At 61.6% G+C, this 24,477-nt stretch carries 23 protein-coding genes; 17 read left to right on the top strand and 6 right to left on the bottom strand.

The genetic code is table 11. The features are described 5' to 3' along the window. The first annotated feature begins 19 nt into the window (after positions 1-19). From paaG to paaZ, 15 genes are all read left to right on the top strand, one after another. Entirely contained in the window at positions 20-811 is a 792-nt protein-coding gene (gene paaG, locus AABM52_RS09410; RefSeq protein WP_347911478.1) for a 2-(1,2-epoxy-1,2-dihydrophenyl)acetyl-CoA isomerase PaaG, read from the top strand. 3 nt (positions 812-814) lie between these two features. Further along, the gene (gene paaH, locus AABM52_RS09405; RefSeq protein WP_347911477.1) at positions 815-2,332 is read left to right on the top strand and encodes a 3-hydroxyacyl-CoA dehydrogenase PaaH; all 1,518 of its coding nucleotides are present in this window, start codon (positions 815-817) and stop codon (positions 2,330-2,332) included. Next, positions 2,325-2,774, top strand: coding sequence for a hydroxyphenylacetyl-CoA thioesterase PaaI (gene paaI / locus AABM52_RS09400; protein ID WP_347911476.1), 450 nt, complete (start codon positions 2,325-2,327; stop codon positions 2,772-2,774). Before paaH ends, paaI begins: the two co-directional genes overlap by 8 nt. Then, a complete protein-coding gene (pcaF, locus tag AABM52_RS09395) occupies positions 2,767-3,978 on the top strand; it encodes a 3-oxoadipyl-CoA thiolase (protein WP_347911475.1) in 1,212 nt (403 codons plus the stop codon). The genes paaI and pcaF overlap by 8 nt, the downstream gene beginning before the upstream one ends. 99 nt (positions 3,979-4,077) lie before the next feature. After that, the gene (gene paaK / locus AABM52_RS09390) at positions 4,078-5,403 is read left to right on the top strand and encodes a phenylacetate--CoA ligase PaaK (RefSeq protein ID WP_347911474.1); all 1,326 of its coding nucleotides are present in this window, start codon (positions 4,078-4,080) and stop codon (positions 5,401-5,403) included. Positions 5,404-5,717: 314 nt separating this feature from the next. Continuing rightward, positions 5,718-7,022: an IS4 family transposase gene (locus AABM52_RS09385; RefSeq protein ID WP_347911473.1), complete on the top strand. Its 1,305-nt coding sequence runs from the start codon at positions 5,718-5,720 to the stop codon at positions 7,020-7,022. A gap of 984 nt (positions 7,023-8,006) precedes the next feature. Continuing rightward, on the top strand, positions 8,007-8,996 hold the full coding sequence (paaA, locus tag AABM52_RS09380) for a 1,2-phenylacetyl-CoA epoxidase subunit PaaA (protein ID WP_347911472.1): 990 nt from the start codon (positions 8,007-8,009) through the stop codon (positions 8,994-8,996). A gap of 28 nt (positions 8,997-9,024) precedes the next feature. Next, positions 9,025-9,306 (top strand): 1,2-phenylacetyl-CoA epoxidase subunit PaaB, encoded by a 282-nt coding sequence (paaB, locus tag AABM52_RS09375; protein WP_007943393.1) that lies wholly within the window; start codon positions 9,025-9,027, stop codon positions 9,304-9,306. An 8-nt stretch (positions 9,307-9,314) separates the two neighbouring features. Further along, positions 9,315-10,076: a 1,2-phenylacetyl-CoA epoxidase subunit PaaC gene (paaC, locus tag AABM52_RS09370; protein WP_347911471.1), complete on the top strand. Its 762-nt coding sequence runs from the start codon at positions 9,315-9,317 to the stop codon at positions 10,074-10,076. Further along, positions 10,063-10,596: a 1,2-phenylacetyl-CoA epoxidase subunit PaaD gene (gene paaD / locus AABM52_RS09365; protein WP_347911470.1), complete on the top strand. Its 534-nt coding sequence runs from the start codon at positions 10,063-10,065 to the stop codon at positions 10,594-10,596. Before paaC ends, paaD begins: the two co-directional genes overlap by 14 nt. Positions 10,597-10,630: 34 nt before the next feature. Next, positions 10,631-11,707: a 1,2-phenylacetyl-CoA epoxidase subunit PaaE gene (gene paaE / locus AABM52_RS09360; protein ID WP_347911469.1), complete on the top strand. Its 1,077-nt coding sequence runs from the start codon at positions 10,631-10,633 to the stop codon at positions 11,705-11,707. 172 nt (positions 11,708-11,879) lie between these two features. Beyond that, complete coding sequence (locus AABM52_RS09355) at positions 11,880-12,188, top strand: DUF485 domain-containing protein (protein WP_046042846.1); 309 nt, start codon at positions 11,880-11,882, stop codon at positions 12,186-12,188. Beyond that, entirely contained in the window at positions 12,185-13,831 is a 1,647-nt protein-coding gene (locus tag AABM52_RS09350) for a cation acetate symporter (RefSeq protein ID WP_347911468.1), read from the top strand. Before AABM52_RS09355 ends, AABM52_RS09350 begins: the two co-directional genes overlap by 4 nt. Before the next feature lie 34 nt (positions 13,832-13,865). After that, complete coding sequence (locus AABM52_RS09345; protein WP_347911467.1) at positions 13,866-15,119, top strand: OprD family porin; 1,254 nt, start codon at positions 13,866-13,868, stop codon at positions 15,117-15,119. Positions 15,120-15,177: 58 nt separating this feature from the next. Beyond that, positions 15,178-17,247, top strand: a complete 2,070-nt coding sequence (gene paaZ / locus AABM52_RS09340; RefSeq protein WP_347911466.1) for a phenylacetic acid degradation bifunctional protein PaaZ — start codon at positions 15,178-15,180, stop codon at positions 17,245-17,247. A 125-nt stretch (positions 17,248-17,372) separates the two neighbouring features. On the opposite strand, the gene AABM52_RS09335 is transcribed toward paaZ, so the two are convergent. Genes AABM52_RS09335 through AABM52_RS09325 form a run of 3 tightly spaced genes read right to left on the bottom strand, consistent with a single transcriptional unit; the run spans position 17,373 to position 20,842 of the window. Then, positions 17,373-18,281 (bottom strand): LuxR C-terminal-related transcriptional regulator, encoded by a 909-nt coding sequence (locus AABM52_RS09335; RefSeq protein ID WP_347911464.1) that lies wholly within the window; start codon positions 18,279-18,281, stop codon positions 17,373-17,375. Beyond that, entirely contained in the window at positions 18,278-19,696 is a 1,419-nt protein-coding gene (locus tag AABM52_RS09330) for an aminotransferase (protein WP_347911463.1), read from the bottom strand. Before AABM52_RS09330 ends, AABM52_RS09335 begins: the two co-directional genes overlap by 4 nt. Before the next feature lie 39 nt (positions 19,697-19,735). Further along, the gene (locus tag AABM52_RS09325) at positions 19,736-20,842 is read right to left on the bottom strand and encodes a polyamine ABC transporter substrate-binding protein (RefSeq protein ID WP_347911461.1); all 1,107 of its coding nucleotides are present in this window, start codon (positions 20,840-20,842) and stop codon (positions 19,736-19,738) included. Between the two features lie 215 nt (positions 20,843-21,057). Between AABM52_RS09325 and AABM52_RS09320 the strand changes: the two genes are divergently transcribed. Both AABM52_RS09320 and AABM52_RS09315 read left to right on the top strand, forming a co-directional pair. After that, positions 21,058-21,840 carry an enoyl-CoA hydratase-related protein gene (locus tag AABM52_RS09320; RefSeq protein WP_347911459.1) on the top strand — a complete coding sequence of 261 codons (783 nt, stop codon included), beginning with the start codon at positions 21,058-21,060 and terminating at the stop codon, positions 21,838-21,840. Continuing rightward, a complete protein-coding gene (locus AABM52_RS09315) occupies positions 21,837-23,018 on the top strand; it encodes an acetyl-CoA C-acyltransferase family protein (protein WP_347911458.1) in 1,182 nt (393 codons plus the stop codon). The genes AABM52_RS09320 and AABM52_RS09315 overlap by 4 nt, the downstream gene beginning before the upstream one ends. A 142-nt stretch (positions 23,019-23,160) precedes the next feature. On the opposite strand, the gene AABM52_RS09310 is transcribed toward AABM52_RS09315, so the two are convergent. The 3 genes from AABM52_RS09310 to AABM52_RS09300 form a co-directional block, all read right to left on the bottom strand. Continuing rightward, entirely contained in the window at positions 23,161-23,478 is a 318-nt protein-coding gene (locus AABM52_RS09310; protein WP_347911457.1) for a hypothetical protein, read from the bottom strand. Between the two features lie 136 nt (positions 23,479-23,614). Continuing rightward, on the bottom strand, positions 23,615-24,058 hold the full coding sequence (locus AABM52_RS09305) for a hypothetical protein (RefSeq protein WP_347911456.1): 444 nt from the start codon (positions 24,056-24,058) through the stop codon (positions 23,615-23,617). A gap of 21 nt (positions 24,059-24,079) precedes the next feature. Then, complete coding sequence (locus AABM52_RS09300) at positions 24,080-24,463, bottom strand: hypothetical protein (protein WP_347911455.1); 384 nt, start codon at positions 24,461-24,463, stop codon at positions 24,080-24,082. Positions 24,464-24,477 lie beyond the last annotated feature (14 nt).

The following is a 24,477-nucleotide window of genomic DNA, read 5'->3' as shown; positions in this document are numbered from 1 at the left end:
CCAAGAGAACGCCAAGACCATGAACTTCGAACACATCCTGTTTTCCATCGACGCCGGCGTCGCCCTGCTCAGCCTCAATCGGCCGGACCAGCTCAACAGCTTCAACACCCAGATGCATGGCGAAGTGAAGGAAGCGCTCAAGCAAGTGCGGCAACACCCGGACGTGCGCGTGCTGCTGCTGACCGGTGAAGGCCGCGGCTTCTGCGCCGGGCAAGACCTGAGCGACCGCAATGTCGCGCCGGGCAGCGCCGTGCCGGACCTGGGCGAGTCCATCGAGAAGTTCTACAACCCGTTGATCCGCCAATTGCGCGACCTGCCGCTGCCGGTGATCTGCGCGGTCAACGGCGTGGCGGCCGGGGCTGGCGCCAACATTCCGTTGGCCTGCGATCTGGTACTGGCGGCACGTTCGGCCAGTTTCATCCAGGCGTTCTGCAAGATTGGTTTGATCCCCGATTCCGGTGGCACCTGGACCCTGCCGCGTCTTGTTGGCATGGCCCGCGCCAAGGCCCTGGCCCTGCTCGGCAATCGCCTGAGCGCCGAACAAGCCGAGCAATGGGGCTTGATCTACCAGTGTGTGGACGACGCCGATTTGCGCGACGAAGCGCTGAAACTGGCCCGCCACCTGGCAACCCAGCCGACCTACGGTCTGGCGCTGATCAAGCGCAGCCTCAACGCCAGCCTGAGCAACAGCTTCGACGAACAGCTTGAGCTGGAAAAAGATCTGCAGCGCCTGGCCGGGCGCAGCGAGGACTACCGCGAAGGCGTCGGCGCCTTCATGGAAAAACGCACACCTAGTTTCAAGGGACGCTGAGCCATGACCGCACTGAACACCAACGCACGCATCGCCGTGATCGGCGCCGGGGCCATGGGTGCCGGTATCGCCCAGGTCGCGGCCCAGGCCGGACATCCGGTATTGCTGCTGGACAATCGTCCCGGCGCTGCTGCTCAAGCGATTGAAGGCATTGATCGGCAACTGGGCAAGCGAGTCGAGAACGGCAAGCTGTCCGCCGAATCGCACAGCGCGACGATTGCCCGCCTGCAAGCGGTGGAAGCCATCGAAACCCTGGCCGACAGCGATCTGATCATCGAAGCCATCGTCGAGAACCTTGAGGTCAAGCGCGCGCTGTTCCGCCAGCTCGAAGGCATCTGCGGCAAGCATTGCATCCTCGCCAGCAACACCTCGTCGCTGTCGATCACCAGCATCGCCGCGCAACTTGAGCATCCAGAACGCTTGCTCGGCCTGCACTTCTTCAACCCGGCACCGGTGATGGCGCTGGTGGAAGTCGTCTCCGGCCTGGCCAGCGATCCGGCACTCGCCAAGTGCCTGTATGACACGGCCAATGCCTGGGGCAAAAAACCGGTGCACACTCGCTCCACGCCGGGCTTTATCGTCAACCGCGTGGCCCGGCCGTTCTATGCCGAAAGCCTGCGGATGCTGCAGGAAGGCGCGGCCGACTACCCAACCCTGGATGCGTTGATGCGTGAGGCCGGTGGTTTTGCCATGGGCGCGTTCGAACTGACCGACTTGATCGGCCACGACGTCAACTATGCCGTGACCTGCTCGGTGTTCGACGCCTATTACCAGGACACGCGCTTCCTGCCGTCGCTGATCCAGAAAGAACTGGTGGACGGCGGGCGCCTGGGACGCAAGAGCGGCCAGGGATTCTACAGCTACGCCCAAGGTGCGGAGCGCCCGCTCGCCGCTGAAATCAGCAGCGACGCGAAAGTCGAGGTTTGTGCCGTGGAAGGCGATCTCGGTATCGCTAAAGGCTTGCTCGCACGCTTGCATGAACAAGGCGTCAAGATCATCCAGCGCGATGGTCGAGGCTTGCTGCGGGTCGGTGATGCCGTGCTGGCCTTGAGCGACGGGCGCATGGCCTGTCAGCGGGCTCGCGAAGACGGTCTGCGCAACCTGATCCTGCTGGACCTGGCGTTCGATTACGGCAAAGCCCAGCGCATCGCGATCAGCTACGCGGCAGGTATCGATCCACTGGCACTCGAACAAGGCGTTGCCCTGCTGCAACGGGCCGGCCTCAAGGTCAGCCTGCTCAGCGACAGCCCGGCGCTCGCCGTCCTGCGCACCGTGGCCATGCTCGCCAACGAAGCCGCCGACGCCCTGCTGCAAGGCGTGGCCTCGGCCGCCGACATCGATCTGGCCATGCGCGCCGGGGTCAATTATCCGCAAGGGCCGCTGGCCTGGGCCGATGCCATTGGCTTGGCGCACATGCTTGAAACGCTGGAAAACCTGCAAGCCAGTTATGGCGAAGAACGCTACCGGCCGTCGCTGCTGCTGCGCCGTCGCGTTGCCGAAGGGAGAAGCTTCCATGACTAACCATGAATCCATGACCCTGGCCAGTGAATGCGCGCAATCGCTGTTCCAGCGTGATAACGCCAGCCAGGCCATGGGCATGCGCCTGCTCTCGGCCGGCCCCGGTTGCTCCCGGGTCGGCATGACCGTGCGCGCCGACATGGTCCAGGGCCACGGCACCTGCCACGGCGGCTACCTGTTCGCGCTGGCCGACTCGGCGTTCGCCTTTGCCTGCAACAGCTACAACGAAGCCACCGTGGCCATCGGTTGCAGCATCGACTACATCGCCCCGGCGCGCCTGGGCGACACGCTGAACGCCGACTGCATCGAGCAGAGCCGTTCCGGGCGCACCGGCAACTACGACGTGCGCATCGAAAACCAGCAGGGCCAGTTGATCGCCCTGTTCCACGGCAAATCCTACAAAGTGCGCGGCCCGGTGCTGACGCAGGAGACCCCCAATGAATGACGCCCTGATCATCGACGCCGTCCGCACCCCGATTGGCCGTTACGCCGGCGTCTTGAGCGGCGTCCGTGCCGACGACCTCGGCGCGGTACCGTTGCGCGAACTGCTGCGCCGTCACCCTCAAGTGGACTGGACCACAGTCGACGATGTGATCTACGGCTGCGCCAACCAGGCCGGCGAAGACAACCGCAACGTCGCGCGCATGTCGGCGTTGCTGGCCGGGTTGCCGGTCAGCGTTCCGGGCACCACCCTCAATCGCCTGTGCGGTTCCGGGCTGGATGCCATCGGCACCGCCGCCCGGGCGATTCGCAGCGGCGAAACCGGGCTGATGCTGGTCGGTGGCGTTGAATCCATGTCCCGCGCGCCGTTGGTGATGGGCAAGGCCGAGCAGGCGTTTTCCCGATCGGCCGAGATCTTCGACACCACCATCGGCTGGCGCTTCGTCAATCCGCTGATGAAAAAGGCCTATGGCATCGATTCCATGCCGGAAACGGCAGAGAACGTCGCCGAACAGTTCAACATCTCCCGGGCCGACCAGGACGCCTTCGCCCTGCGCAGCCAGCAACGCGCTGCCGCCGCCCAAGCCAATGGGCGCTTGGCCAAGGAAATCGTCGCGGTGGAAATTCCACAGCGCAAAGGCCCGGCCAAAGTGGTCGAGCACGACGAACACCCACGCGGCGACACCACCCTTGAACAGCTGGCCAAACTCGGCACGCCGTTCCGCGAAGGCGGCAGCGTCACCGCCGGCAACGCCTCCGGGGTCAACGACGGGGCCTGCGCCTTGCTGCTGGCCAGCCCGGAAGTCGCCAAACGCCACGGTCTGACCGCTCGTGGCCGCGTTGTAGCAATGGCCACTGCCGGCGTCGAGCCCCGAATCATGGGCATCGGCCCGGTGCCAGCCACCCGCAAGGTGCTGGAAGTGGCCAACCTGAGCCTGGCCGACATGGACGTGATAGAGCTCAACGAAGCCTTCGCCGCACAAGGTCTGGCGGTGCTGCGTGAACTGGGCCTGAGCGACACCGACCCACGGGTCAACCCCAACGGCGGCGCCATCGCCCTGGGCCATCCGCTGGGCATGAGTGGCGCACGCTTGGTCACCACCGCCCTGCATGAGCTTGAGGAACGCAATGGCCGCTACGCCCTGTGCACCATGTGCATCGGTGTCGGCCAGGGGATCGCGCTGATCATCGAGCGTCTATCCCACTAAAGAATCGCGATTCCCAAGGAGCCGAGAGGTATCCTTGGGGCATGCACTCAAAGCCCTTGTGCAAAAGGGCTGGAACACAAAAACAATTCGAGTGAACACATGAACATGCCAATAGCCAAATCCATCCTGGATCCTGTGCTGGACCCGCTGGAAACCGCCAGCATCGACGAGTTGCGCCAGCATCAGCTGGAGCGCCTGCGCTGGAGCCTGAACCACGCCTACAACAACGTGCCGCTGTACCGTCAGCGTTTCGATGCGCTGGGCGTGCACCCGGACGACATCAAATCCCTGGACGATCTGGCGAAATTCCCTTTCACCACCAAGTCCGACCTGCGGGACAACTACCCCTACGGCATGTTTGCCGTGCCGATGCACGACATCGTGCGCCTGCACGCGTCCAGCGGCACCACCGGCAAACCGACCGTGGTCGGCTACACCCAGAACGACATCGACACCTGGGCCAATGTGGTGGCGCGCTCGATCCGCGCCGGCGGTGGCCGCCGTGGCGACAAGGTGCATATTTCCTATGGCTACGGCCTATTCACCGGCGGCCTCGGCGCGCACTACGGCGCCGAACGCCTGGGCTGCACGGTGATCCCGATGTCCGGCGGCCAGACCGAAAAACAAGTGCAACTGATCAAGGATTTCCAGCCGGACATCATCATGGTCACGCCGTCCTACATGCTCAACATCGCCGATGAAATCGAGCGTCAGGGCATCGACCCGCACAAACTGGCCCTGCGCCTGGGCATCTTCGGCGCCGAACCCTGGACCGCCGAACTGCGCAGCGCCATCGAGCAACGCCTGGGCATCACCGCCCTGGACATCTACGGCCTCTCGGAAATCATGGGGCCAGGTGTCGCGATGGAATGCGCCGAAACCAAGGACGGCCCGACCATCTGGGAAGACCACTTCTACCCGGAAATCATCGACCCGGTCACCGGCGAAGTGCTGCCGGACGGGCAGATGGGCGAACTGGTGTTCACCTCATTGAGCAAAGAAGCCCTGCCGATGATCCGCTACCGCACCCGCGACCTGACGCGCCTGCTGCCGGGCACCGCACGGCCGATGCGACGCATCGACAAGATCACCGGGCGCAGCGATGACATGCTGATCATTCGCGGGGTCAACGTGTTTCCGACGCAGATCGAGGAGCAGGTTCTCAAAGTTAAACAGCTTGCCGAGTGCTATGAGATCCATCTGTATCGCAATGGCAACCTGGACAGCGTTGATGTGCATGTCGAATTGAAGGCTGAGCACCAGCACCTGAGCGATGAACAGCAGAAGGCTGTTTGTGGGGAGTTGAGCAAGCACATCAAGACGTACATCGGGATCAGTTCGCGGATCGTTTTGCAGCCGTTTCATTCGATCAAGCGGTCGGAGGGCAAGGCTTGCCACGTGGTGGATAAACGTCCTAAAGCATGACTGCTGCACCCTTTATGGCCCCGCTTTTTGCGGGGTTTTTTTTGCCCGGGCTTTACTGAGTCTGGAGCCGGGCACAATCCCTGTGGGAGCGAGCTTGGTCCGGGCGGCGTTCCGACGATGGCTTTGTGTCAGGCGACGAGTGGTTTGTGGGTGTACATATCCATTGCTGCGGTAACGGCCGCTGACGGTTCCGCCCTTACGGCCAGCCCTTTCAAGGTCTTCGTTTAAACTCCCCCAAAACTCCAGTCAGGGTGACGAAAACGATGTGGGCAGAAGTTCTAGCGCGGTTTGAAAAAAAGACACCGGCCAGTGTCATGACTAAATTGATACTGCAGCAGGCTGTTCCTGCCGAATGGGTTGATCAGGTGTTTGAAGAACACCGTCAACGCCAATACCCGCGTGAGCTTTTGTTTTCGACCATCGTTGAGCTGATGCCCCTTGTTTCATTGGGTTTGCGCCCTTCTTTACATGCCGCTGCCCGGCAAATGGAGGGGCTGCCGGTTACGTTGGCGGCGCTCTATGACAAGGTCAGCCGCACAGAACCGGCCTTGTTGCGAGCCTTGGTCACCGGCAGCGCCGAGCGCTTGGCTCCGACGATAAAAGAGTTGGGCTGTTCAGCCATTTTGCCCGGCTGGCAGCTGCGCATCGTTGACGGCAATCACCTGCCATCTACCGAAAAACGCTTGGGGGCTTTGCGGCGTGAGCGAGGTGCGGCGCGACCAGGGTTTTCAGTAGTGGTCTACGACCCGGACCGGGATCAGATTGTCGACTTGCAGCCATGCGAGGATGCCTACGCGAGTGAGCGCGTCAGCGTGCTGCCGTTGTTGGCCTGCGCCACTAAGGGCCAGCTGTGGATGGCTGATCGGTTGTACTGCACGCTGCCCGTCATGCAAGCCTGCGAGGAAGCGGGCGCTTCTTTCATTATTCGCCAGCAAAGCAAGCATCCACGGTTGATTGAGGAAGGCGGCTGGCAAGAATCTGTGGCCATCGAATCCGGAACGGTGCGCGAGCAAATCATCGAACTCAAAGGTGGTCACCGCTGGCGCCGAGTTGAACTGAACCTACAGACACCTACTGACTCAGGCGACACTGTGATGTGGTTCTGGAGCAACTTGCCAGACACCGTCAGCGCCGGGCAGATCGCCGAGTTATACCGTCGTCGCTGGAGTATCGAAGGGATGTTCCAGCGCCTGGAATCGGTGCTGGACAGTGAAATCGAAAGCCTTGGCGCTCCGCGGGCGGCGTTGCTGGGTTTTGCTTCAGCGATCTTGGCCTACAACGTCCTGGCAGTGCTCAAACGCAGCGTGGAGCAGGCTCATCGCGAGACATTGCCCGAAGGCTGGGAAGCTTCGATCTTCCATCTGACGGTACAAGTACGCAGCGGTTATGAGGGCATGCAGATCGCGTTGCCCTCGGACTATCTATCACTCCAAACGACCTCGGAAACGCTGGCGGAGCGTCTGTTGGCGCTGGCCAGGAACATCAAGCCCAAACAGGTCGCCAAAAGCATACGTGGTCCCAAAATCGCCAAACCCAAGGAGTGGCTGGACGGCAAAGCTGCGCATGCTCATGTGTCGACCAACCGGGTGCTCAAAGCCCATAAAGGGAAAACACCTTGAAAGGGCTGGCCCTTACGGCGGGTCACTTGGAAAAGCCCCAAGTAACCAAGGGCTCTTGCCCCTGACATTCGGTGCCTCGCCGTGGCTCGGCATGCCCTCGCTCCGGTCCTGCTCCGTGGGCCCGCCGCCATCGGCCATCCATGGCCGGGGGCGGCTAACCCGGCATCCATGCCGGGTTGCCCACTGCGCAGAACCTCCACTCGGCCTCACGAGGGGGCGTACACCGCAACAGCGCCCGAGGCGGCCTACCGGCCGGCCTGGTTGTTGGGGTCGTTCGTCTGTGAGGTACCTGGTCGACTGGCAGACCGTCATCGCGAGCAGGCTCACTCCCACAGGTACTCAGTACATCCGCAAGATTTCGGTCGGCTGGCAGGCCGCCTTCGCGAGCAAGCCAGCTCCCACAATTGGACCGTGTGCAGCAGCAAAATCAGGTCGGCTGTCAGGCCGCCTTCGCGGGCAAGCCAGCTCCCACAGAAGAGCAAAGGCAGACCGCCGTACACCCACGCTTCTCACCACTCATCAGGCCGAGCGTTAGCTCGCCTGCAGCTCTTGATCTTGATCCACCCGCCCCCTCGGAAGGCTGAGTGGAGGTGTTCATCCGGGGATTGGCGCGCAGCGCCGTTCGACGCAGTCGAACACATTGCATGTAGGTCGAAGCGAAGCCGACCGGAGGGCAATGCCCCCGGATGAATACCGGAGCGAAGGAACGCCGAGCCTTAGCGAGGGGCCGTACGTAAGGGGCGAGACCTTTTGGTTCCTTTTGGGGCGTTTGCCAAAAGGGACTCGCCGTAAGGGCGAAACCATAAGCGGCCGTTACCGCAGGAATGGATATGTACACCGACCATCCCGCCCCAAAAAAGCGACCACCCATCCAAAGCGATACAAAAAACAAATACGACACGTCATTTTGTGTTTGATATTAAATTCTGTATCGCTTATAAAGTTCCCCATGCCCCAGAACAGATTCAAGGCGGGAACTCAAAAATGTACGCACAGCTCGTAGAAACAGGCGTCAAGCGCATCAAAGACCTCTCGGAGATGTCCGAACAGGAACGCGCCTTCCAGGAAAAAATCGATTCAGAAATCAAGATCGAAGCCAAGAACTGGATGCCAGATGCCTATCGCCAGACCTTGATCCGGCAGATTTCCCAGCACGCCCACTCCGAAATCGTCGGCATGCTGCCCGAAGGCAACTGGGTCACCCGCGCGCCGTCGCTCAAACGCAAACTGCAACTGATGGCCAAGATCCAGGACGAAGCCGGCCACGGCCTGTACCTGTACAGCGCCATGGAAACCCTCGGTGCCGACCGTGATGAAGAAGTCGCCAAGCTGCACAGCGGCAAAGCCAAGTACTCGAGCATCTTCAATTACCCGACGCTGAACTGGGCCGACATGGGCGCGGTGGGCTGGCTGGTGGATGGCGCGGCGATCGTCAACCAGGTGGTGCTGCAGCGCACCTCCTACGGCCCCTACTCCCGGGCGATGGTGCGCATCTGCAAGGAAGAGAGCTTCCACCAGCGCCAGGGCTACGAAATCCTCCTGACCATGATGCGCCACGGCAACCAGGCGCAAAAAGACATGGTCCAGGACGCGATCAACCGACTGTGGTGGCCGTCGCTGATGATGTTTGGCCCGAGCGATGAACACTCGCCGAACAGCGCCCAGTCCATGGCCTGGAAAATCAAGCGCCAGAGCAACGACGAACTGCGCCAGCGCTTCATCGACCAGACCATCCCGCAACTGGAATTGCTGGGCTGCACCTGCCCCGATCCGGACCTGAAGTGGAACGCCGAACGCGGTCACTACGACTTCGGCGAAATCCAGTGGAGCGAATTCTACGAAGTGCTCAAGGGCAACGGCCCGTGCAACCAGGAACGCGTCGCCACCCGCCGCAAGGCGATGGAAGACGGTGCCTGGGTCCGTGAAGCCGCCGTCGCCCACGCCCGCAAAAAACAAAACAAGAACGCCGCCTGATCCGGCCACCTGATGTGGAGTAACTGAAATGTCCGAGTGGACCCTCTTCGAAGTCTTCGTGCGCAGCAAGCACGGCCTCAACCACAAGCACGTCGGCAGCGTGCATGCCGCCGACACCACCATGGCCATCGAGAACGCGCGCGAGCTCTACACCCGTCGCAGCGAAGGCGTGAGCCTGTGGGTCGTGCCTTCGGCGCTGATCACCGCTTCGTCGCCGGATGAAAAAGACCCGCTGTTCGATCCGTCGGACGACAAGGTTTACCGCCACGCCAGCTTCTACGAGCTGCCGGCCGAAGTCGGGCACATGTGAGGTCGACCATGGACAACAAGACTGATCTGATCGAATACCTGCTGCGCCTCGGCGACAGCGCCCTGATCCAGGGCCAGCGCCTGTGCCAGTGGTGCGGCAAAGCCCCGGCGCTGGAAGAAGAGCTGGCGCTGATGAACGTCGGCCTGGACCTGGTGGGCCAGGCGCGCAACTGGCTGGAATACGCCGCCGAACTGCTGGACGACGGCCGCGACGCCGATCACCTGGCGTTCCGTCGCGACGAGCGTGCCTACCGCAACCTGTTGCTGGTGGAACAACCCAACGGCGACTTCGCGGTGACCATGCTCAAGCAGTTCCTCTATGACGCCTGGCATTTGCCGGTGCTGCAGGGCCTGAGCCAGTCCAGCGACGAACGCATTGCCGGGATCGCCGCCAAGGCGGTGAAGGAAGTGACCTATCACCTGCGCCGCTCCGGCGAATGGATCGAGCGCATGGGTGACGGCACCGAGGAAAGCCACAAGCGCATGCTCGCGGCGATCCCCGAAGTCTGGCGTTTCACCGTTGAACTGATCGCCGCCGATGACAGCGAACAGCGTCTGTGCGAAGCCGGCATCACCCCGGACATCGCCAGCGTCGCCACCCAGTGGCAAGCCAAGGTCGAGCAGATTTTCACCAGCGCCACCCTGCCCGTTCCCGCGGCGCCGACCTACTTCTACCTGAATGCACGCAAGGGCCTGCACACCGAACACCTGGGCATCCTGCTGGCCGAAATGCAGTTCCTGCCACGAGCGTACCCCGATGCAACCTGGTGAGCTGATCGCCAGCGACCTCGGCGCCCGGCCGGCACAACCGACCGACCTGGCTGCCGCGTGGGCGATTTTGTCGGAGGTCATGGACCCGGAAGTGCCGGTGGTCAGCGTGGTTGACCTCGGCATCGTCCGCGATCTGGACTGGCAGGCCGGCCACCTTCACGTGGTGGTCACGCCGACCTACTCCGGCTGCCCGGCCACCGAAGTGATCGAGAGCGATATCCGCGAAGCCCTGGAACTGGCCGGATTCAAGGCGCCGCAATTGGAGCGCAAATTGACCCCGGCCTGGACCACCGACTGGATCAGCGATAGCGGTCGCGAACGCCTGCGCGCCTACGGCATCGCGCCGCCCGAGGGCAGCACCAGCAAGCGCAGCCTGCTCGGTGAAAGCCCGCGGGTTGTGTGCCCGCAATGCGGCAGCGCCCACACCGAGGTCCTCAGCCAGTTCGGCTCCACCGCGTGCAAGGCGCTGTACCGCTGCGTCGATTGCCGGGAACCGTTCGACTATTTCAAGTGCATCTGAGCGGCGAATCGGCCGTCCCAGCTGGAGAACAACAATGAGCAAATTTCACAGCCTGACCATCAAGGAAGTGCGCGCCGAGACCCGTGACGCGGTGTCCATCGCCTTCGAGATTCCGCAGCACTTGCAGGACAGCTTCCATTTCACCCAGGGCCAGCACCTGGTGATGCGCACCCAACTGGATGGCGAAGAAGTACGTCGCTCCTACTCGATCTGCACCGGGGTCAACGACGGTGAACTGCGCATCGCCGTCAAGCGTGTTACCGGTGGACGTTTCTCGGCGTTTGCCAACGAACAGCTGAAAGCCGGGCACACCCTGGAAGTGATGCCGCCGGCCGGGCACTTCTGCGTCGAGCTCGACCCGGCCCGCCATGGCAACTACCTCGCTGTGGCCGCAGGCAGCGGCATCACGCCGATCCTGTCGATCATCAAGACCACCCTGCAAACCGAGCCCCACAGCCGCGTGACCCTGCTGTACGGCAACCGCTCCAGCTCCGGCGCGCTGTTCCGCGAGCAGCTGGAAGACCTGAAAAACCGCTACCTGCAACGCCTGAACCTGATCTTCGTGTTCAGCCGCGAGCAGCAGGACGTCGACCTGTACAACGGCCGGATCAACGCCGAGAAGTGCGAGCAACTGTTCAGCCGCTGGCTCGACGTCAAGGCCCTCGACGCCGCCTTCATTTGCGGCCCGCAGGAAATGACCGAGACCGTGCGCGACAGCCTCAAGGCCAAGGGCATGCAACCTGAGCGCATCCATTTCGAACTGTTCGCCGCCGCCGGTAGCGAGCAGAAGCGCGCCGCCCGGGAAGCCGCCCGTCAGGTGGATGAAGCGGTCAGCCAGATCACCGTGATCAGCGACGGCCGCGCCCTCGCCTTCGACCTGCCGCGCAACAGCATGAGCATCCTCGAAGCAGGTAACGAGCAAGGTGCGGAACTGCCCTACTCGTGCAAGGCCGGCGTGTGCTCGACATGCAAATGCAAGGTCATCGAAGGCGAAGTGGAAATGGACAGCAACCACGCCCTGGAAGACTACGAAGTGGCCGCCGGCTATGTGCTGTCGTGCCAGGCCTTCCCGATCAGCGACAAGGTGGTGCTGGATTTCGATCAGCTCTGAAACCGCCACAAAACCCTGTAGGAGCGAGCCTGCTCGCGATGAGGACAGTCCATTCAACATCAATGGTGACTGGACCACCGCTATCGCGAGCAAGCTCGCTCCCACAGGGGTCCAGCGATCGACCCGAATACACCGTTTCACCCAAAACAAAAACAACAAAGGAGCGCGCGTCATGACACCCCAGGAAGTAGAACTCATTCGCCAGCACCCGGATTTCATCCAGCTGGTTCGCCGTAAACAGAAGCTGTACTGGTCACTGAGCCTGGCCATGCTGGTGATTTACTACGGCTTCGTGTTGCTGGTGGCTTTCTCCCCTTCCACCCTCGGCCAATCCTTGAGCGGCGGCGTGACCACCGTGGGCATGCTGGTGGGTGTCGTCATCGTCGGGCTGGCCTTTGCGCTGACCGGTTTCTATGTCTATCGCGCCAACAACGTGATCGACCCGCTGAATGAAAAACTCAAGCAGGAGTGCGCCCGATGAGCCGCCTTCTCGCGTTGTTCCTGCTGCCGCTGGCGGCTGTCACTGATTTTGCGATGGCCGCCGACGGCGCAGCCCGCCCACTGAACTGGAATGCCATCGGCATGTTCCTGGTGTTCGTGCTGTTCACCCTTGGCGTGACGCGCTGGGCGGCACTTCGCACCCGCTCCACCAGCGACTTTTATACCGCTGGTGGCGGCATGACCGGTTTCCAGAACGGTCTGGCGATTGCCGGCGACATGATCTCGGCTGCCTCGTTCCTCGGCATCTCCGCGATGATGTTCCTAAATGGCTACGACGGTTTGCTCTACGCCCTGGGCGTGCTGGCCGGCTGGCCGATCATCCTGTTCCTGATTGCCGAACGCCTGCGTAACCTCGGCAAGTACACCTTTGCTGACGTGGTTTCCTATCGCCTGGAACAGACCCCGGTGCGCCTGACCTCGGCCTTCGGCACCCTGACCGTGGCCCTGATGTACCTGGTGGCGCAGATGGTCGGCGCTGGCAAGCTGATCGAACTGTTGTTCGGCATCGACTACCTCTACGCGGTGATGCTGGTCGGCGTGTTGATGGTGTTCTACGTGACCTTCGGCGGCATGCTCGCCACCACCTGGGTGCAGATCATCAAGGCGGTGATGCTGTTGTTCGGCACCAGCTTCATGGCGTTCATGGTGCTCAAGCACTTCGGTTTCAGCACTGAAGCGATGTTTGCCGGTGCCACCGCCGTGCATGCCAAGGGCAACGCGATCATGGCCCCCGGCGGCCTGCTGTCCAACCCGATCGACGCGATTTCCCTTGGCTTGGGCATGATGTTCGGCACCGCCGGCCTGCCGCACATCCTGATGCGTTTCTTCACCGTCAGCGATGCCAAGGAAGCGCGTAAAAGCGTGTTCTACGCCACCGGTTTCATCGGCTACTTCTACTTGCTGCTGATCATCGTCGGCTTCGGCGCCATCGTCATGGTCGGCACCGATCCGGCGTTCCGTGACGCCAGCGGCGCGATCATCGGCGGCGGCAACATGATCGCCGTGCACCTGGCCCAGGCAGTAGGCGGCAACCTGTTCCTCGGCTTCATCTCGGCGGTCGCCTTCGCCACCATTCTGGCGGTGGTTGCCGGGCTGGCGCTGTCCGGCGCCTCGGCGGTGTCCCACGACCTGTATGCCTGCGTGATGCGCAAAGGCCAGGCCAGCGAACAGCAAGAGATGCGCGTGTCGCGAATCGCCACCCTGTGCATCGGTGTGCTGGCGATCATCCTCGGCCTGCTGTTCGAATCGCAGAACATCGCCTTCCTCTCGGGCCTGGTGCTGGCCATCGCCGCGTCGGTGAATTTCCCGGTGCTGTTCCTCTCGATGTACTGGAAAGGCCTGACCACCCGCGGCGCTGTCCTCGGCAGCCTGTCCGGACTGGTCTCGGCGATTGTGTTGCTGGTGCTGAGCCCGGCGGTGTGGGTCAACGTGATGCACCACGACAAGGCGCTGTTCCCGTACTCCAACCCGGCCCTGTTTTCCATGAGCCTGGCGTTCTTTAGTGCATGGCTGTTTTCCGTCACCGATACCTCGCCCCGTGCAGCCCTTGAGCGTGGCCGTTATCTGGCGCAGTTCATCCGCTCGATGACCGGCATCGGTGCCACTGGCGCCAGCAAACACTAAACGACGACCGAACAGTTGGCAGGGAATAAAAATAATGACACCCGCACGTACCACGTCTTACCCATCACTGTTTTCGCTGGCCGCCGCATTGAGTCTGCCCATGATCGCGCCGAGCGCCATGGCCGACTTCATCGGCGACAGCAAGGCCCGTATTGATATGCGCAACCACTACATCAATCGCGATTTCCGTCAGGACAACGCGCCGCAATCCAAGGCCGAAGAATGGGCCCAGGGATTCACTGCGCGCATCGAGTCCGGGTTCACCGACGGCACCTTCGGTTTCGGTCTCGACGCACTGGGCGAACTGGGGCTCAAGCTCGACTCCAGCCCGGACCGCCGTGGCACCGGCCTGCTGCCGTTCGGCCCGCAGAGCCACGAGCCCGACGACAATTACAGCGAACTGGGCCTGACCGGCAAATTGCGGGTCTCCAAGAGCGTGTTGAAACTCGGCACCCTGCAACCCTTGTTGCCAGTGGCGACCTACAACGACACACGCCTGCTGAGCTCGACCTTTGAAGGTGGCTTGCTGACCAGCCAGGAAATCGACGGCCTGACGGTGAATGCCGGACGCCTGACCAAGGCCAACCTGCGGGACTCCTCCAGCAACGATGACATCGGCTTCGGCGCGGCCACCAGCGATCACTTCGACTTCGGTGGCGGCAGCTACGCGTTCAGTCCGCAACTGAACCTGAGCTATTACTACGGCAAGCTCGACCAGATCTATCGCCAGCAATTTGCCGGACTGGTGCATACGCAACCGCTGGGCAACGGCTTCAACCTGCGCAGTGACCTGCGTTATTTCGACAGCCGGGGCGACGGTGCCGAACGGGCCGGGCGTATCGAAAACCGCAACCTCAACGGCATGTTCACGGTGTCCCACGGCGCCCACAAGGTCAGTGCCGCCTACCAGCAATTGTCCGGCGACAGTGCCTTTCCGTTCCTCAACGGCGGCGATCCGTACGTGGTCAACCTCGTGACCTTCAACACCTTTACCCGCGCCGACGAGGATTCCTGGCAGCTGCGTTACGACTATGACTTCGCGGCGCAAGGCATTCCCGGCCTGACCTTCATGACCCGCTACACCGACGGCAGCCATGTCAACGCGGGCAAGGTCGACAACGGAAGCGAATGGGAGCGCGACACCGATATCAACTACGTCATCCAGAGCGGTGTGTTCAAGAACGTCAGCCTGCGCTGGCGCAACGTGACCTTCCGTTCCGGCAATGGCGTGACTACCGACCTGGATGAAAACCGGCTGATCGTCGGTTACACCCTGGCGCTTTGGTAATTCCGAAAGGGCGCGGTCGCGACCGCGCCACAACCCTTCATAACCAGGAGCAATCGTGATGTCTCACGCCCCTACCCTGCATGCCCCTACCCTGCAGAGTTTCATCGCCGGTCGCTGGATCGGCCAACAGGGCGCACAAGTGCTGCGCAGCGCCATCGACGGCCATGAAATCGCCCGCACCCATGAGGAGCGCCCGGACTTCGCCGAGGCCATCGAACACGGCCGTCGCCAGGGCATCAGCGGTTTGATGGCGCTGGACTTCCAGCAACGCGCCCAGCGTCTCAAGGCCCTGGCCCTGTACCTGAGCGAGCGCAAGGAACAGCTCTACGCGATTTCCCACCACAGCGGCGCGACCCGTGCCGACAGCTGGATCGACATCGAAGGCGGCAACAGCACGCTGTTCACCTACGCCAGCCTCGGCTCCCGCGAGCTGCCGTCGGGCAACATCGTCCACGAAGGCCCGGCGATGCAGCTGAGCAAAATGGGCACCTTTGCCGGTACGCACATTCTGGTGCCTCGCGGCGGTCTGGCGGTGCACATCAATGCGTTCAACTTCCCGATCTGGGGCATGCTGGAAAAGTTCGCCCCGAGCTTCCTCGCCGGCATGCCGTGCATCGTCAAACCGGCCAGCGCCACCAGCTACCTGACCGAAGCCGTGGTGCGCCTGATGGACGAATCCGGCCTGCTGCCAGCGGGCAGCCTGCAATTGATCATCGGCAGCACCGGCGACCTGCTCGACCGCCTGCAAGGCCAGGACGTGGTGACTTTCACCGGTTCCGCCGACACCGCGGCCAAGCTGCGAGTCAACCCGAACCTGATCCGCAATTCGGTACCGTTCAATGCCGAAGCCGACTCGCTGAACTGCGCCATTCTCGCCCCGGACGTAACCCCGGATGACGAAGAGTTCGAGCTGTTCATCAAGGAAGTCGCCCGGGAAATGACCACCAAGGCCGGGCAGAAATGCACCGCCATCCGCCGCGCCATCGTGCCGGCCAAACACATCGATGCCGTTGCTACCCGCCTGCGTGACCGTCTGGCCAAAGTGGTGGTCGGCGACCCGTCGGTGGAAGGCGTGCGCATGGGTGCACTGGCTTCCCACGACCAGCAGAAAGACGTGGCTGAACGCCTGGAAGCGCTGTTGCAGAGCAGCGACATGCTGTTCGGCGCCCGCGACGGTTTCGAACCCCGTGGTGTGAATGTCGACAAAGGTGCCTTCTTCGCCCCGACCCTGTTGCAAGCCCGTGATCCGCATGCCGAGGGCGGAGCCCACGATATCGAAGCGTTCGGCCCGGTCAGCACCCTGATGGCCTACGACGATCTGGACGAGGCGCTGGCCCTGGCCGCGCGCGGCAAAGGCAGCCTGGTGGCCAGCCTGGTGACCAAGGATCCGCAAATCGCCGCCAAGGCCATCCCGGTCGCGGCTGCCTGGCACGGTCGTTTGCTGGTACTGGATCGCCACTCTGCCGGCGAATCCACCGGCCACGGCTCGCCGCTGCCACAACTCAAGCACGGCGGTCCTGGTCGTGCCGGCGGTGGTGAAGAACTCGGCGGCCTGCGCGCGGTCAAGCACTACCTGCAACGCGCGGCGGTACAAGGTTCGCCGACCATGCTGGCAGCGGTCACCGGCGAATACGTGCGCGGCGCCAAGGTCATCGAAACCGACGTGCATCCGTTCCGTCGCCACTTCCAAGACCTGCAGATCGGCGAATCGCTGCTGACTCACCGCCGCACCGTCACCGAAGCGGACCTGGTGAACTTCGGCTGCCTGTCGGGCGATCACTTCTACATGCACTTCGACGACATCGCGGCCAAGGAATCGCAATTCGGCAAGCGCATCGCCCACGGTTACTTCGTGCTGTCGGCGGCGGCCGGCCTGTTCGTGTCCCCTGGCGTCGGCCCGGTACTGGCCAACTACGGCCTCGACACCCTGCGCTTCATCAACCCGGTGGGCATCGGCGACACCATCCAGGCGCGCCTGACTTGCAAACGCAAGATCGACCAGGGCAAGAAGAGTCCGCAAGGCGTCCCGCAAGGGGTGGTGGCGTGGGATGTGGAAGTGACCAACCAGTTGGGAGAGCTGGTGGCGAGCTATGACATTCTCACCTTGGTCGTAAAACGCGAAGACTAACGCAACACCTGTAGGAGTGAGCCTGCTCGCGATGAGGGCGCGTCAGCCAATATCAATGGTGACTGACAGACCGCTATCGCGAGCAGGCTCGCTCCTACAGGGGTATCGGTAGGAAAAAAATTGGGTCAGTGCCTGCGCAACCACTCGATAAACAGCGCAAACAACTCCGACTGCGACCCCACCTCCAGTTTCAGGTACAGGTTCTTGCGGTGCATGCGCACGGTTTCCGGTGAGATGTTCATCTGGCTGGCCGTGGACTTCACCGAATGCCCGCGCAACACCATGTGCGCCACTTGCCGCTCGCGTTCGGTGAGCAAGTCGCTGCCGAAATGCTCGAACGCCGACTGCACCCGGTGCTTGAGATCATCGCGCAGGCCCTGGTCTTTATCGCACTGGATCTCGCGACTGCGCAGCATGCCCCGCTGACTGAACTCGCTGATGAATTCGCGCACCAGCGGTTCCACGGCGCGCAGCAGATTCAGCTGTTCGGCGCTCAGGCATTCGCCGCCGAAGCCCTGATAGAGGCTGACGGAAATCTTCGTGTCATTGCCGGTATCGACGATGTAGTAGCTGTCTTCCGAGCAACCCGCCTTCAGGTAATAGGATTTGTAGTAGTCACTGTCGAAGAAGTTGTCCGGGGCAATTTCCTCCAGGTGATAGAAGCCTTGCGCCAACCCCTGCTCCACCGCCAGGCAGAACGGGTCGAGCAAATAGCCCCCGGCAAAATAGCGCTCAAGGATCGAGACCTGATACTCCTGGGCAATCCCGCGCTGATGCAGCAACTGGGGCGCGCGGTCCTTGCGCTCCAGGCTGATCATCATCGATTCGACGGACACCAGTTGCGCCAACGCCGACGCCAGGTGTTGCAAGGCGTCAGGCTCATCGATATGGGCGAATGCCTCGCGCATTCCCCCATGCCATTTGTGCAATGCCCCGAAGGGCACCGCGATCAGCGTATCGTCGTGTGGTTTGCTCATGCCCCGCAGTCTAGCGGCTGAGCAAGCCCTTGGTAACAGCCTGACTGACGAAATCATTGGCCCGCGTACTGTCCGCTTGCTTCAAGCTCGGCGGCCACTTCCAGAATGCACTCGCGCAGGGTCTCGACGATTTCATCGACCTGGGCAAACGTCAGGATCAGCGGCGGCGACATGACGTTGAGGTGCATGATCGGCCGCACCAGCAAGCCCCGGGCCTGGGCCCGCACGTGGATTTTCTCGCCGATGTTGATCGCGTCGGGGAACAGCGCCTTGGTGCGTTTATCGGCGACAAACTCCACGCAGGCCATGAGTTTCTGGCAACGCACATCCCCTACCAGCGGCAAGTCCCGCAAGGTTGCCAGGCGCTCCTCCAGATAGGCGCCCACCGTGTCGACATGGGTCAGCAGGTTTTCCCGCTCGATGATCTCGATGTTCTTCAGCGCCGCGGTGCAGCACACCGGATGCCCGCTGTAGGTGAAGCCGTGGGTGAAGCAGCGGCCCTTGCCCGGCTCGGCGATGACTTTCCAGATACGGTCGGAAAAGATGCACGCGCCCAGCGGCAGGTAGGCCGAGGTCAGGCCCTTGGCGGTGGTGATGATGTCGGGCTGCACGTCGAACACATCATAAGAAGCAAAGAACTTGCCCAGACGCCCGAACGAGGTCACCACTTCGTCGGCGACGAACAGAATGTCGTAGCGCTGGCACACGTCCCACATGCACTTGAGATAACCCCGGGGCGGAATGATCACCCCGCCCGAGCCCATGATCGGCTCGGCGAAAAACCCGGCGACTTTGTCCGCGCCAATCGAGAGGATCTTGTCTTCAAACTCCTTGACCAGGAACTCGAGGAACTGCGCTTCGTCCATGCCGTCCGGCGCGCGGTACGGGTTGGGGTTGGAGACGTGGTGGATCAGCGGGTTGGCGTAGTCGAACTCCGGCACCCGGTCGGCGGCCTTGTTGCCGATCGACATGGTCAGGGTGGTGGAGCCGTGATAGGCGTTGAACCGCGCGATGACGTGCTTCTTCTCGGGTTTGCCACGGCAGTTCTGGTAGTACTGGATCAGCCGGTAGGCGGTGTCCACGGCGGTGGAGCCGCCGGTGGTGAGGAACACATGGTCGAGGTCACCGGGGGCCAGGCTGGCGAGTTTTTCGCACAGCTGGATCGCCACGTTGTTCGACATGTCGGAAAACGGATTGGAATAGGCCAGTTGCCGCACCTGATCGGCGATGGCTTCGGCCATTTCCTCACGGCCCAGGCCGATGTTGGTGCACCACATGCCGCCCACCGCATCGAGGAAGCGGTTGCCCTGGGTGTCGTAGATGTAGGCGCCATCGCCTGCGACGATGTTCAACGAGCCCTGTTCGGCGTGTTCGTCGAACACGTGATAGCCGTGCATGTGGTGAGCCTTGTCGGCCTTGACCAGCCGGGACTCGTCCGCTGGGGAAAAAACACTGCGTGTTGGCGTCGCCATAAATAAACCTCTAACCGAATTGACTAACGTTCGAACCCATCAGATGCCGCTTTTCACGGTGCTCCAGACCCGGGTAATCGCCCGCATGTCCTTGGCGTCCTGGGTCTTCTGCGGGAACAGGCGCTCGCGGGTCTGCGGATCGGGGTAGATGGCCGGGTTGTTGCGCACATCGGCGTTCAACAACGGCGTGGCCGCCGCGTTACTGTTGGCGTAGTTGATGAAATCACTCACGTCCGCCATCACCTGCGGCTGCATCAGGTATTCCAGGAATTTGTGAGCATTGGCGACGTGCGTCGCATCGGCCGGGATGTACAGGTTGTCGAACCAGATCAGCGAACCTTCCTTGGGGATGAAGTAGGCCAGGTCGATCTTCTTCTTGGCCTCTGCGGCGCGGGCCATGGCCGTGGCGTAGTCGCCGGACCAGGTCATGGCCATGCACACGTCGCCGTTGGGCAGGCTGGTCAGGTAATTGACCGAGTCGAACTTGCGGATGTACGGCCGCACCGACAGCAGCAAGTCCTGGGCGGCTTTCAGATCTTCCGGTGCGGCGCTGCGCGGATCACGTCCCAGGTACTTCAGGGCCATGGGGATGACTTCGGTTGGGGCATCGAGCAGGGTCACGCCGCAATCGGCGAAGCGCGAGACGATTTTCGGGTCGAAGATCATCGCCAGCGAGCCGATCGGCGCGTCCGGCATGCGTTCCTTGATCTTGTCGACGTTGTAGGTCACGCCGTTGCTGCCCCAGGTGTAGGGCGCAGAGTACTGGGTGCCGGGGTCATAGCCTTGCAGGTCCTCGAGGATCTGCGGATCCAGGTTGGTCCACCCCGGCAACTGTTTTTTGTCCAGCGGCTGAAACACCTTGGCCTTGATCAGCGGCGGCGCGAGGGAGGCATTCAACACGATCAGGTCATAACCGGAATGACCGGTGAGCAGCTTGGCCTGTACCGTTTCATAAGAATCGAATGTGTCGTAGACCACCTTGATACCGCTGGCCTTTTCGAAATCGGCGATGGTTTTTTCACCGATGTAGTCCGCCCAGTTGTACAACCGCAGCGTATTGCTGCCGTCCACCTCGGCGGCGTAGGCATGAAAGGTCAGCGGTACAACAAACAGGCTGGAAATCACCTTAAGCAGCGTCTTGCCCATAGCAAATGCACCTTATAGCGAGTTCGGCTCTGGATGAGCGGATGCCCTCACTATTGGTGGATTCGCCTGGCGCGGCCATACCCCGAATGGGTGTGTGTCGCTTTTGGCACACCGGCATGGCAAAAAGCGGCAGTGCAGTTGACCCGTTTGGCCATAGATCGGGGTTTGCCCGGCGCTTAAAGTGGCAGCCCTGAACCGACCCTGCAGAGCCTGCGATGACCGACCTGATCAAACACGAGCAACGCGACGGCGTGTTGACGCTGACCATCGACCGCCCAGACAAGCTCAACGCACTGAACAACGCCATGTACACGCAACTGGCCGAGCTGTTGCTGGCCGCCGACGAAGACACGCAGACCGGCGTGATCATCCTCACCGGTGGCCCGGCGTGCTTTACCAGCGGCAATGACCTGGTGGATTTCCTGCAGAATCCGCCCACTCATCTGGACGCCCCGGCGTTCCACCTGATGAAGGTCGTCACGCGCCTGCAAAAACCGCTGGTCGCGGCAGTCTGCGGGGCGGCCATCGGCATCGGCACCACCTTGTTGCTGCATTGCGATCAGGTACTGGTCACCCGCAACGCCAAGCTGCGCATGCCGTTCGTCAACATCGGCCTGTGCCCAGAATTCGGCGCCAGCCTGTTGCTGCCCCGCCGCCTAGGCCATGCCCGCGCCGCGAGCCTGCTGCTGTTGGGCAATGGCCTGGACGGCAACGAAGCGGTGGCCTGGGGCCTGGCCAACGAAGCCTTCGATGACGGCGAACAATGCCTGGCGGCGGCGACAAAAATCGCCCAGCGCTTCCTGGCCATGCCCCAGCAAGCCTTGCGCCAGTCCCGACAGCTGATGAAACAGGCTTCCCTGGCCGAACTGGAAGCCACCCTGCGCGAAGAAAACACGCTGTTCATCCAGCGCCTGAATACCGACGAGGCGAAAACCGCCTTGAACGCCCTGCTCAATCGCAGTACAGATAAGAATCCACCGAAAGGAAACCAGCCATGAACACTCCAGAAATCTACGTCGTCAGCGCCGCCCGTACCGCCATCGGTACATTCGGCGGTTCGCTCAAGGACGTGCCACTGGCCGACCTCGCGACCACGGCCGTGAAAGCCGCCCTGGAGCGAGCCGCCGTGGACCCGGCGCTCGTTGGCCATCTGGTGATGGGCAACGTGATCCCGACCGAAACCCGCGACGCCTACATCTCCCGCGTCGCGGCGATGAACGCCGGTATTCCGAAGGAAACCCCGGCCTACAACGTCAACCGTCTGTGCGGTTCGGGCCTGCAAGCGATCATCAACGCCGCCCAGACCCTGATGCTCGGCGATGCCGACATCGTCGTCGGTGCCGGTGCCGAATCCATGAGCCGTGGTCCGTACCTGATGCCGTCCGCCCGTTGGGGTTCGCGCATGGGCAACGCCCAGGTCATCGACTACATGCTCGGCATCCTGCATGACCCGTTCCATGGCATCCACATGGGCATCACCGCCGAGAACGTCGCCACGCGCAACGGCATCACCCGCGAAATGCAGGACGCCCTGGCTTTCGAAGACCAGAAACGCGCGGCCCACGCGATTGCCAACGGCTACTTCAGCAAGCAGATCGCGACCGTGGAAATCCAGGATCGCAAAGGCGTCAAACTGTTCAGCGTCGACGAACATCCGCGCGCCACGTCCCTGGAACAGCTGGCTGCGATGAAGCCGGCATTCAAGAAGGACGGCTCGGTCACCGCCGGCAACGCCTCGGGCCTCAACGACGGCGCCGCCGCACTGGTCATGGCCAGCGGCAATGCGGTCCAGGCCAACAACCTGAAGCCACTTGCCCGCCTGGTCAGCTACGCCCACGCCGGCGTCGAACCGGAATTCATGGGCCTAGGCCCGATCCCGGCCACCCGCCTGGCGCTCAAGCGCGCCGGCCTGACCGTCGCCGACCTGGACGTGATCGAAGCCAACATCGCCTTCGCCGCCCAGGCTTGCGCCGTCAGCCAGGAGCTGGACCTCGACCCGGCCAAGGTCAACCCGAACGGTTCGGGCATCGCCCTGGGCCACCCGGTGGGCGCAACCGGCGCAATCATCGCCACCAAGGCCATCCACGAACTGCACCGCACCGGCGGCCGTTATGCGCTGGTGACCATGTGCATCGGTGGTGGCCAGGGGATTGCGGCGATTTTTGAGCGCGTCTGAACCCTGCACCATCCCCTGTAGATGCAACCTCTACAGGGATGCTGCGGTAATCAGCAGTACCTGTGGGAGACTCTATGTTTGGGAGTTCCCCCCAAACATAGAGGCGAGGCTGCTCGCGATGAACGATAACGCGATTCAGCGGTTACCCCTGCGGATCAAGGTTATCCAATGCCCGGTTCACCGCCAGGTCGGCCAACATGATCACCTGCTGGATACCCAACAACATGCTGCGTTGAGGGCCGTCCACGAACGTTGCGAAATCGGTGGCCATGATGCTGGCGGATGCCAGGGATTCGCAGGCGTGGGCAAGCAGGTCTTCAGTGCTGATTTCCGAGGCAATGACGAACATTGTGCTGGGGTTGTGGGGGGTGCAGGATTTGAGGATGGCGGGTTTTAGGTTGCGATTAGCGGCAGGGTTGTCGGTGATTGATTCGGGGGGATTGGGCGTGGGTTTGGGCATGGTGGAGCTCCTGTAGACATTGGAACCACCAAGACCTGTCGCTAAACAAGTAAGGGTGGCGACTGTACGAAGGTTAGCGAACCGGTTACAGGCAAACCCGGCAGACCCAAAGGTCTCCGACGCACAGCCGCCATAATCAAATTGCAGACATAAATACGTATGCAATCAAGACTGTAGTGCTTATGCCCCTGTAACTGTTCGGGTCGCTAAACCCGGTCGCTGTATTAGCAGCGACACGAAAACGATAAAGACCAGGGCCAAGGCGCACAAGCCGGCGGATTCTGGCGTAGTTGTAGGCAGCGACGCAAGGCGGTGTAGCCTTGCTCCTGATCCTACAGCCATGTCCGACAAGCACATAATTGTGATCAATTGTCACCCAGTGCCCCGGACCCGACTCTAACGATTCTTTTTGAAACTCAAACTTAGGCCCACCCGGTAGCACGGTATCTATCTCCAAGGTATGCATATCGCCACCGGCCACCCCCTTGAACACCTGACCCTGCTGGTTGGTAATTCGGTAGCCGACAAGCGACTTTCTCTGAACAATTTCTGTTTCGATGCTGTCCTGTTGAAAAGTCACTTAGCCGTCCGGCTGGTTTTCTCATGCAGCCGACCACCTGAAAATCTCGGCACCAATGAATACAGCAAAAAGGCATATTACGCCCGAATAAACGAGCACTACCGCCCACTTCATACGGCATTTTATTGAGACTGGTAATCGAGCCAACTCTTCAGGGTCAAGCGTGCCATTTCGTATATGCCTGCTGGGCCAAATCACACCACCCGACACAATAGAAGCCAATATACAGCGTGAAAAAAATGAGCGTCCGCCGCCCCCAAATGAAGTTATTGCATAACTATTTTTAAAATTGCCCAACACCACATCCAAGTCGCGAACTGCGATATAACAATTAATAGCAACACCCGTTAAAGCCACCATCAAAGGCCCAAAAAACAAAGACAATTTTAAAACAGTAAAAATCAATTGATCATCCTCTA

This window comes from Pseudomonas grandcourensis (genome assembly GCF_039909015.1).
In the GTDB taxonomy this organism is placed as follows: Bacteria; Pseudomonadota; Gammaproteobacteria; order Pseudomonadales; family Pseudomonadaceae; genus Aquipseudomonas; species Aquipseudomonas grandcourensis.
This window is presented reverse-complemented; position numbering and strand designations above follow the sequence as displayed.

What these genes read in the sequence shown, in the direction of transcription:
- paaG (WP_347911478.1), top strand. Translation starts at nt 20, where the DNA reads ATGAACTTCGAACACATCCTGTTTTCCATCGACGCCGGCGTCGCCCTG.
- paaC (WP_347911471.1), top strand. Translation starts at nt 9,315, where the DNA reads ATGGACAACAAGACTGATCTGATCGAATACCTGCTGCGCCTCGGCGAC.
- paaH (WP_347911477.1), top strand. Translation starts at nt 815, where the DNA reads ATGACCGCACTGAACACCAACGCACGCATCGCCGTGATCGGCGCCGGG.
- paaI (WP_347911476.1), top strand. Translation starts at nt 2,325, where the DNA reads ATGACTAACCATGAATCCATGACCCTGGCCAGTGAATGCGCGCAATCG.
- paaA (WP_347911472.1), top strand. Translation starts at nt 8,007, where the DNA reads ATGTACGCACAGCTCGTAGAAACAGGCGTCAAGCGCATCAAAGACCTC.
- AABM52_RS09320 (WP_347911459.1), top strand. Translation starts at nt 21,058, where the DNA reads ATGACCGACCTGATCAAACACGAGCAACGCGACGGCGTGTTGACGCTG.
- AABM52_RS09350 (WP_347911468.1), top strand. Translation starts at nt 12,185, where the DNA reads ATGAGCCGCCTTCTCGCGTTGTTCCTGCTGCCGCTGGCGGCTGTCACT.
- paaE (WP_347911469.1), top strand. Translation starts at nt 10,631, where the DNA reads ATGAGCAAATTTCACAGCCTGACCATCAAGGAAGTGCGCGCCGAGACC.
- AABM52_RS09315 (WP_347911458.1), top strand. Translation starts at nt 21,837, where the DNA reads ATGAACACTCCAGAAATCTACGTCGTCAGCGCCGCCCGTACCGCCATC.
- AABM52_RS09355 (WP_046042846.1), top strand. Translation starts at nt 11,880, where the DNA reads ATGACACCCCAGGAAGTAGAACTCATTCGCCAGCACCCGGATTTCATC.
- AABM52_RS09345 (WP_347911467.1), top strand. Translation starts at nt 13,866, where the DNA reads ATGACACCCGCACGTACCACGTCTTACCCATCACTGTTTTCGCTGGCC.
- pcaF (WP_347911475.1), top strand. Translation starts at nt 2,767, where the DNA reads ATGAATGACGCCCTGATCATCGACGCCGTCCGCACCCCGATTGGCCGT.
- paaZ (WP_347911466.1), top strand. Translation starts at nt 15,178, where the DNA reads ATGTCTCACGCCCCTACCCTGCATGCCCCTACCCTGCAGAGTTTCATC.
- paaB (WP_007943393.1), top strand. Translation starts at nt 9,025, where the DNA reads ATGTCCGAGTGGACCCTCTTCGAAGTCTTCGTGCGCAGCAAGCACGGC.
- paaD (WP_347911470.1), top strand. Translation starts at nt 10,063, where the DNA reads ATGCAACCTGGTGAGCTGATCGCCAGCGACCTCGGCGCCCGGCCGGCA.
- AABM52_RS09330 (WP_347911463.1), bottom strand. Translation starts at nt 19,696, where the DNA reads ATGGCGACGCCAACACGCAGTGTTTTTTCCCCAGCGGACGAGTCCCGG.
- AABM52_RS09385 (WP_347911473.1), top strand. Translation starts at nt 5,718, where the DNA reads ATGACTAAATTGATACTGCAGCAGGCTGTTCCTGCCGAATGGGTTGAT.
- AABM52_RS09310 (WP_347911457.1), bottom strand. Translation starts at nt 23,478, where the DNA reads ATGCCCAAACCCACGCCCAATCCCCCCGAATCAATCACCGACAACCCT.
- AABM52_RS09325 (WP_347911461.1), bottom strand. Translation starts at nt 20,842, where the DNA reads ATGGGCAAGACGCTGCTTAAGGTGATTTCCAGCCTGTTTGTTGTACCG.
- AABM52_RS09335 (WP_347911464.1), bottom strand. Translation starts at nt 18,281, where the DNA reads ATGATTTCGTCAGTCAGGCTGTTACCAAGGGCTTGCTCAGCCGCTAGA.
- paaK (WP_347911474.1), top strand. Translation starts at nt 4,078, where the DNA reads ATGAACATGCCAATAGCCAAATCCATCCTGGATCCTGTGCTGGACCCG.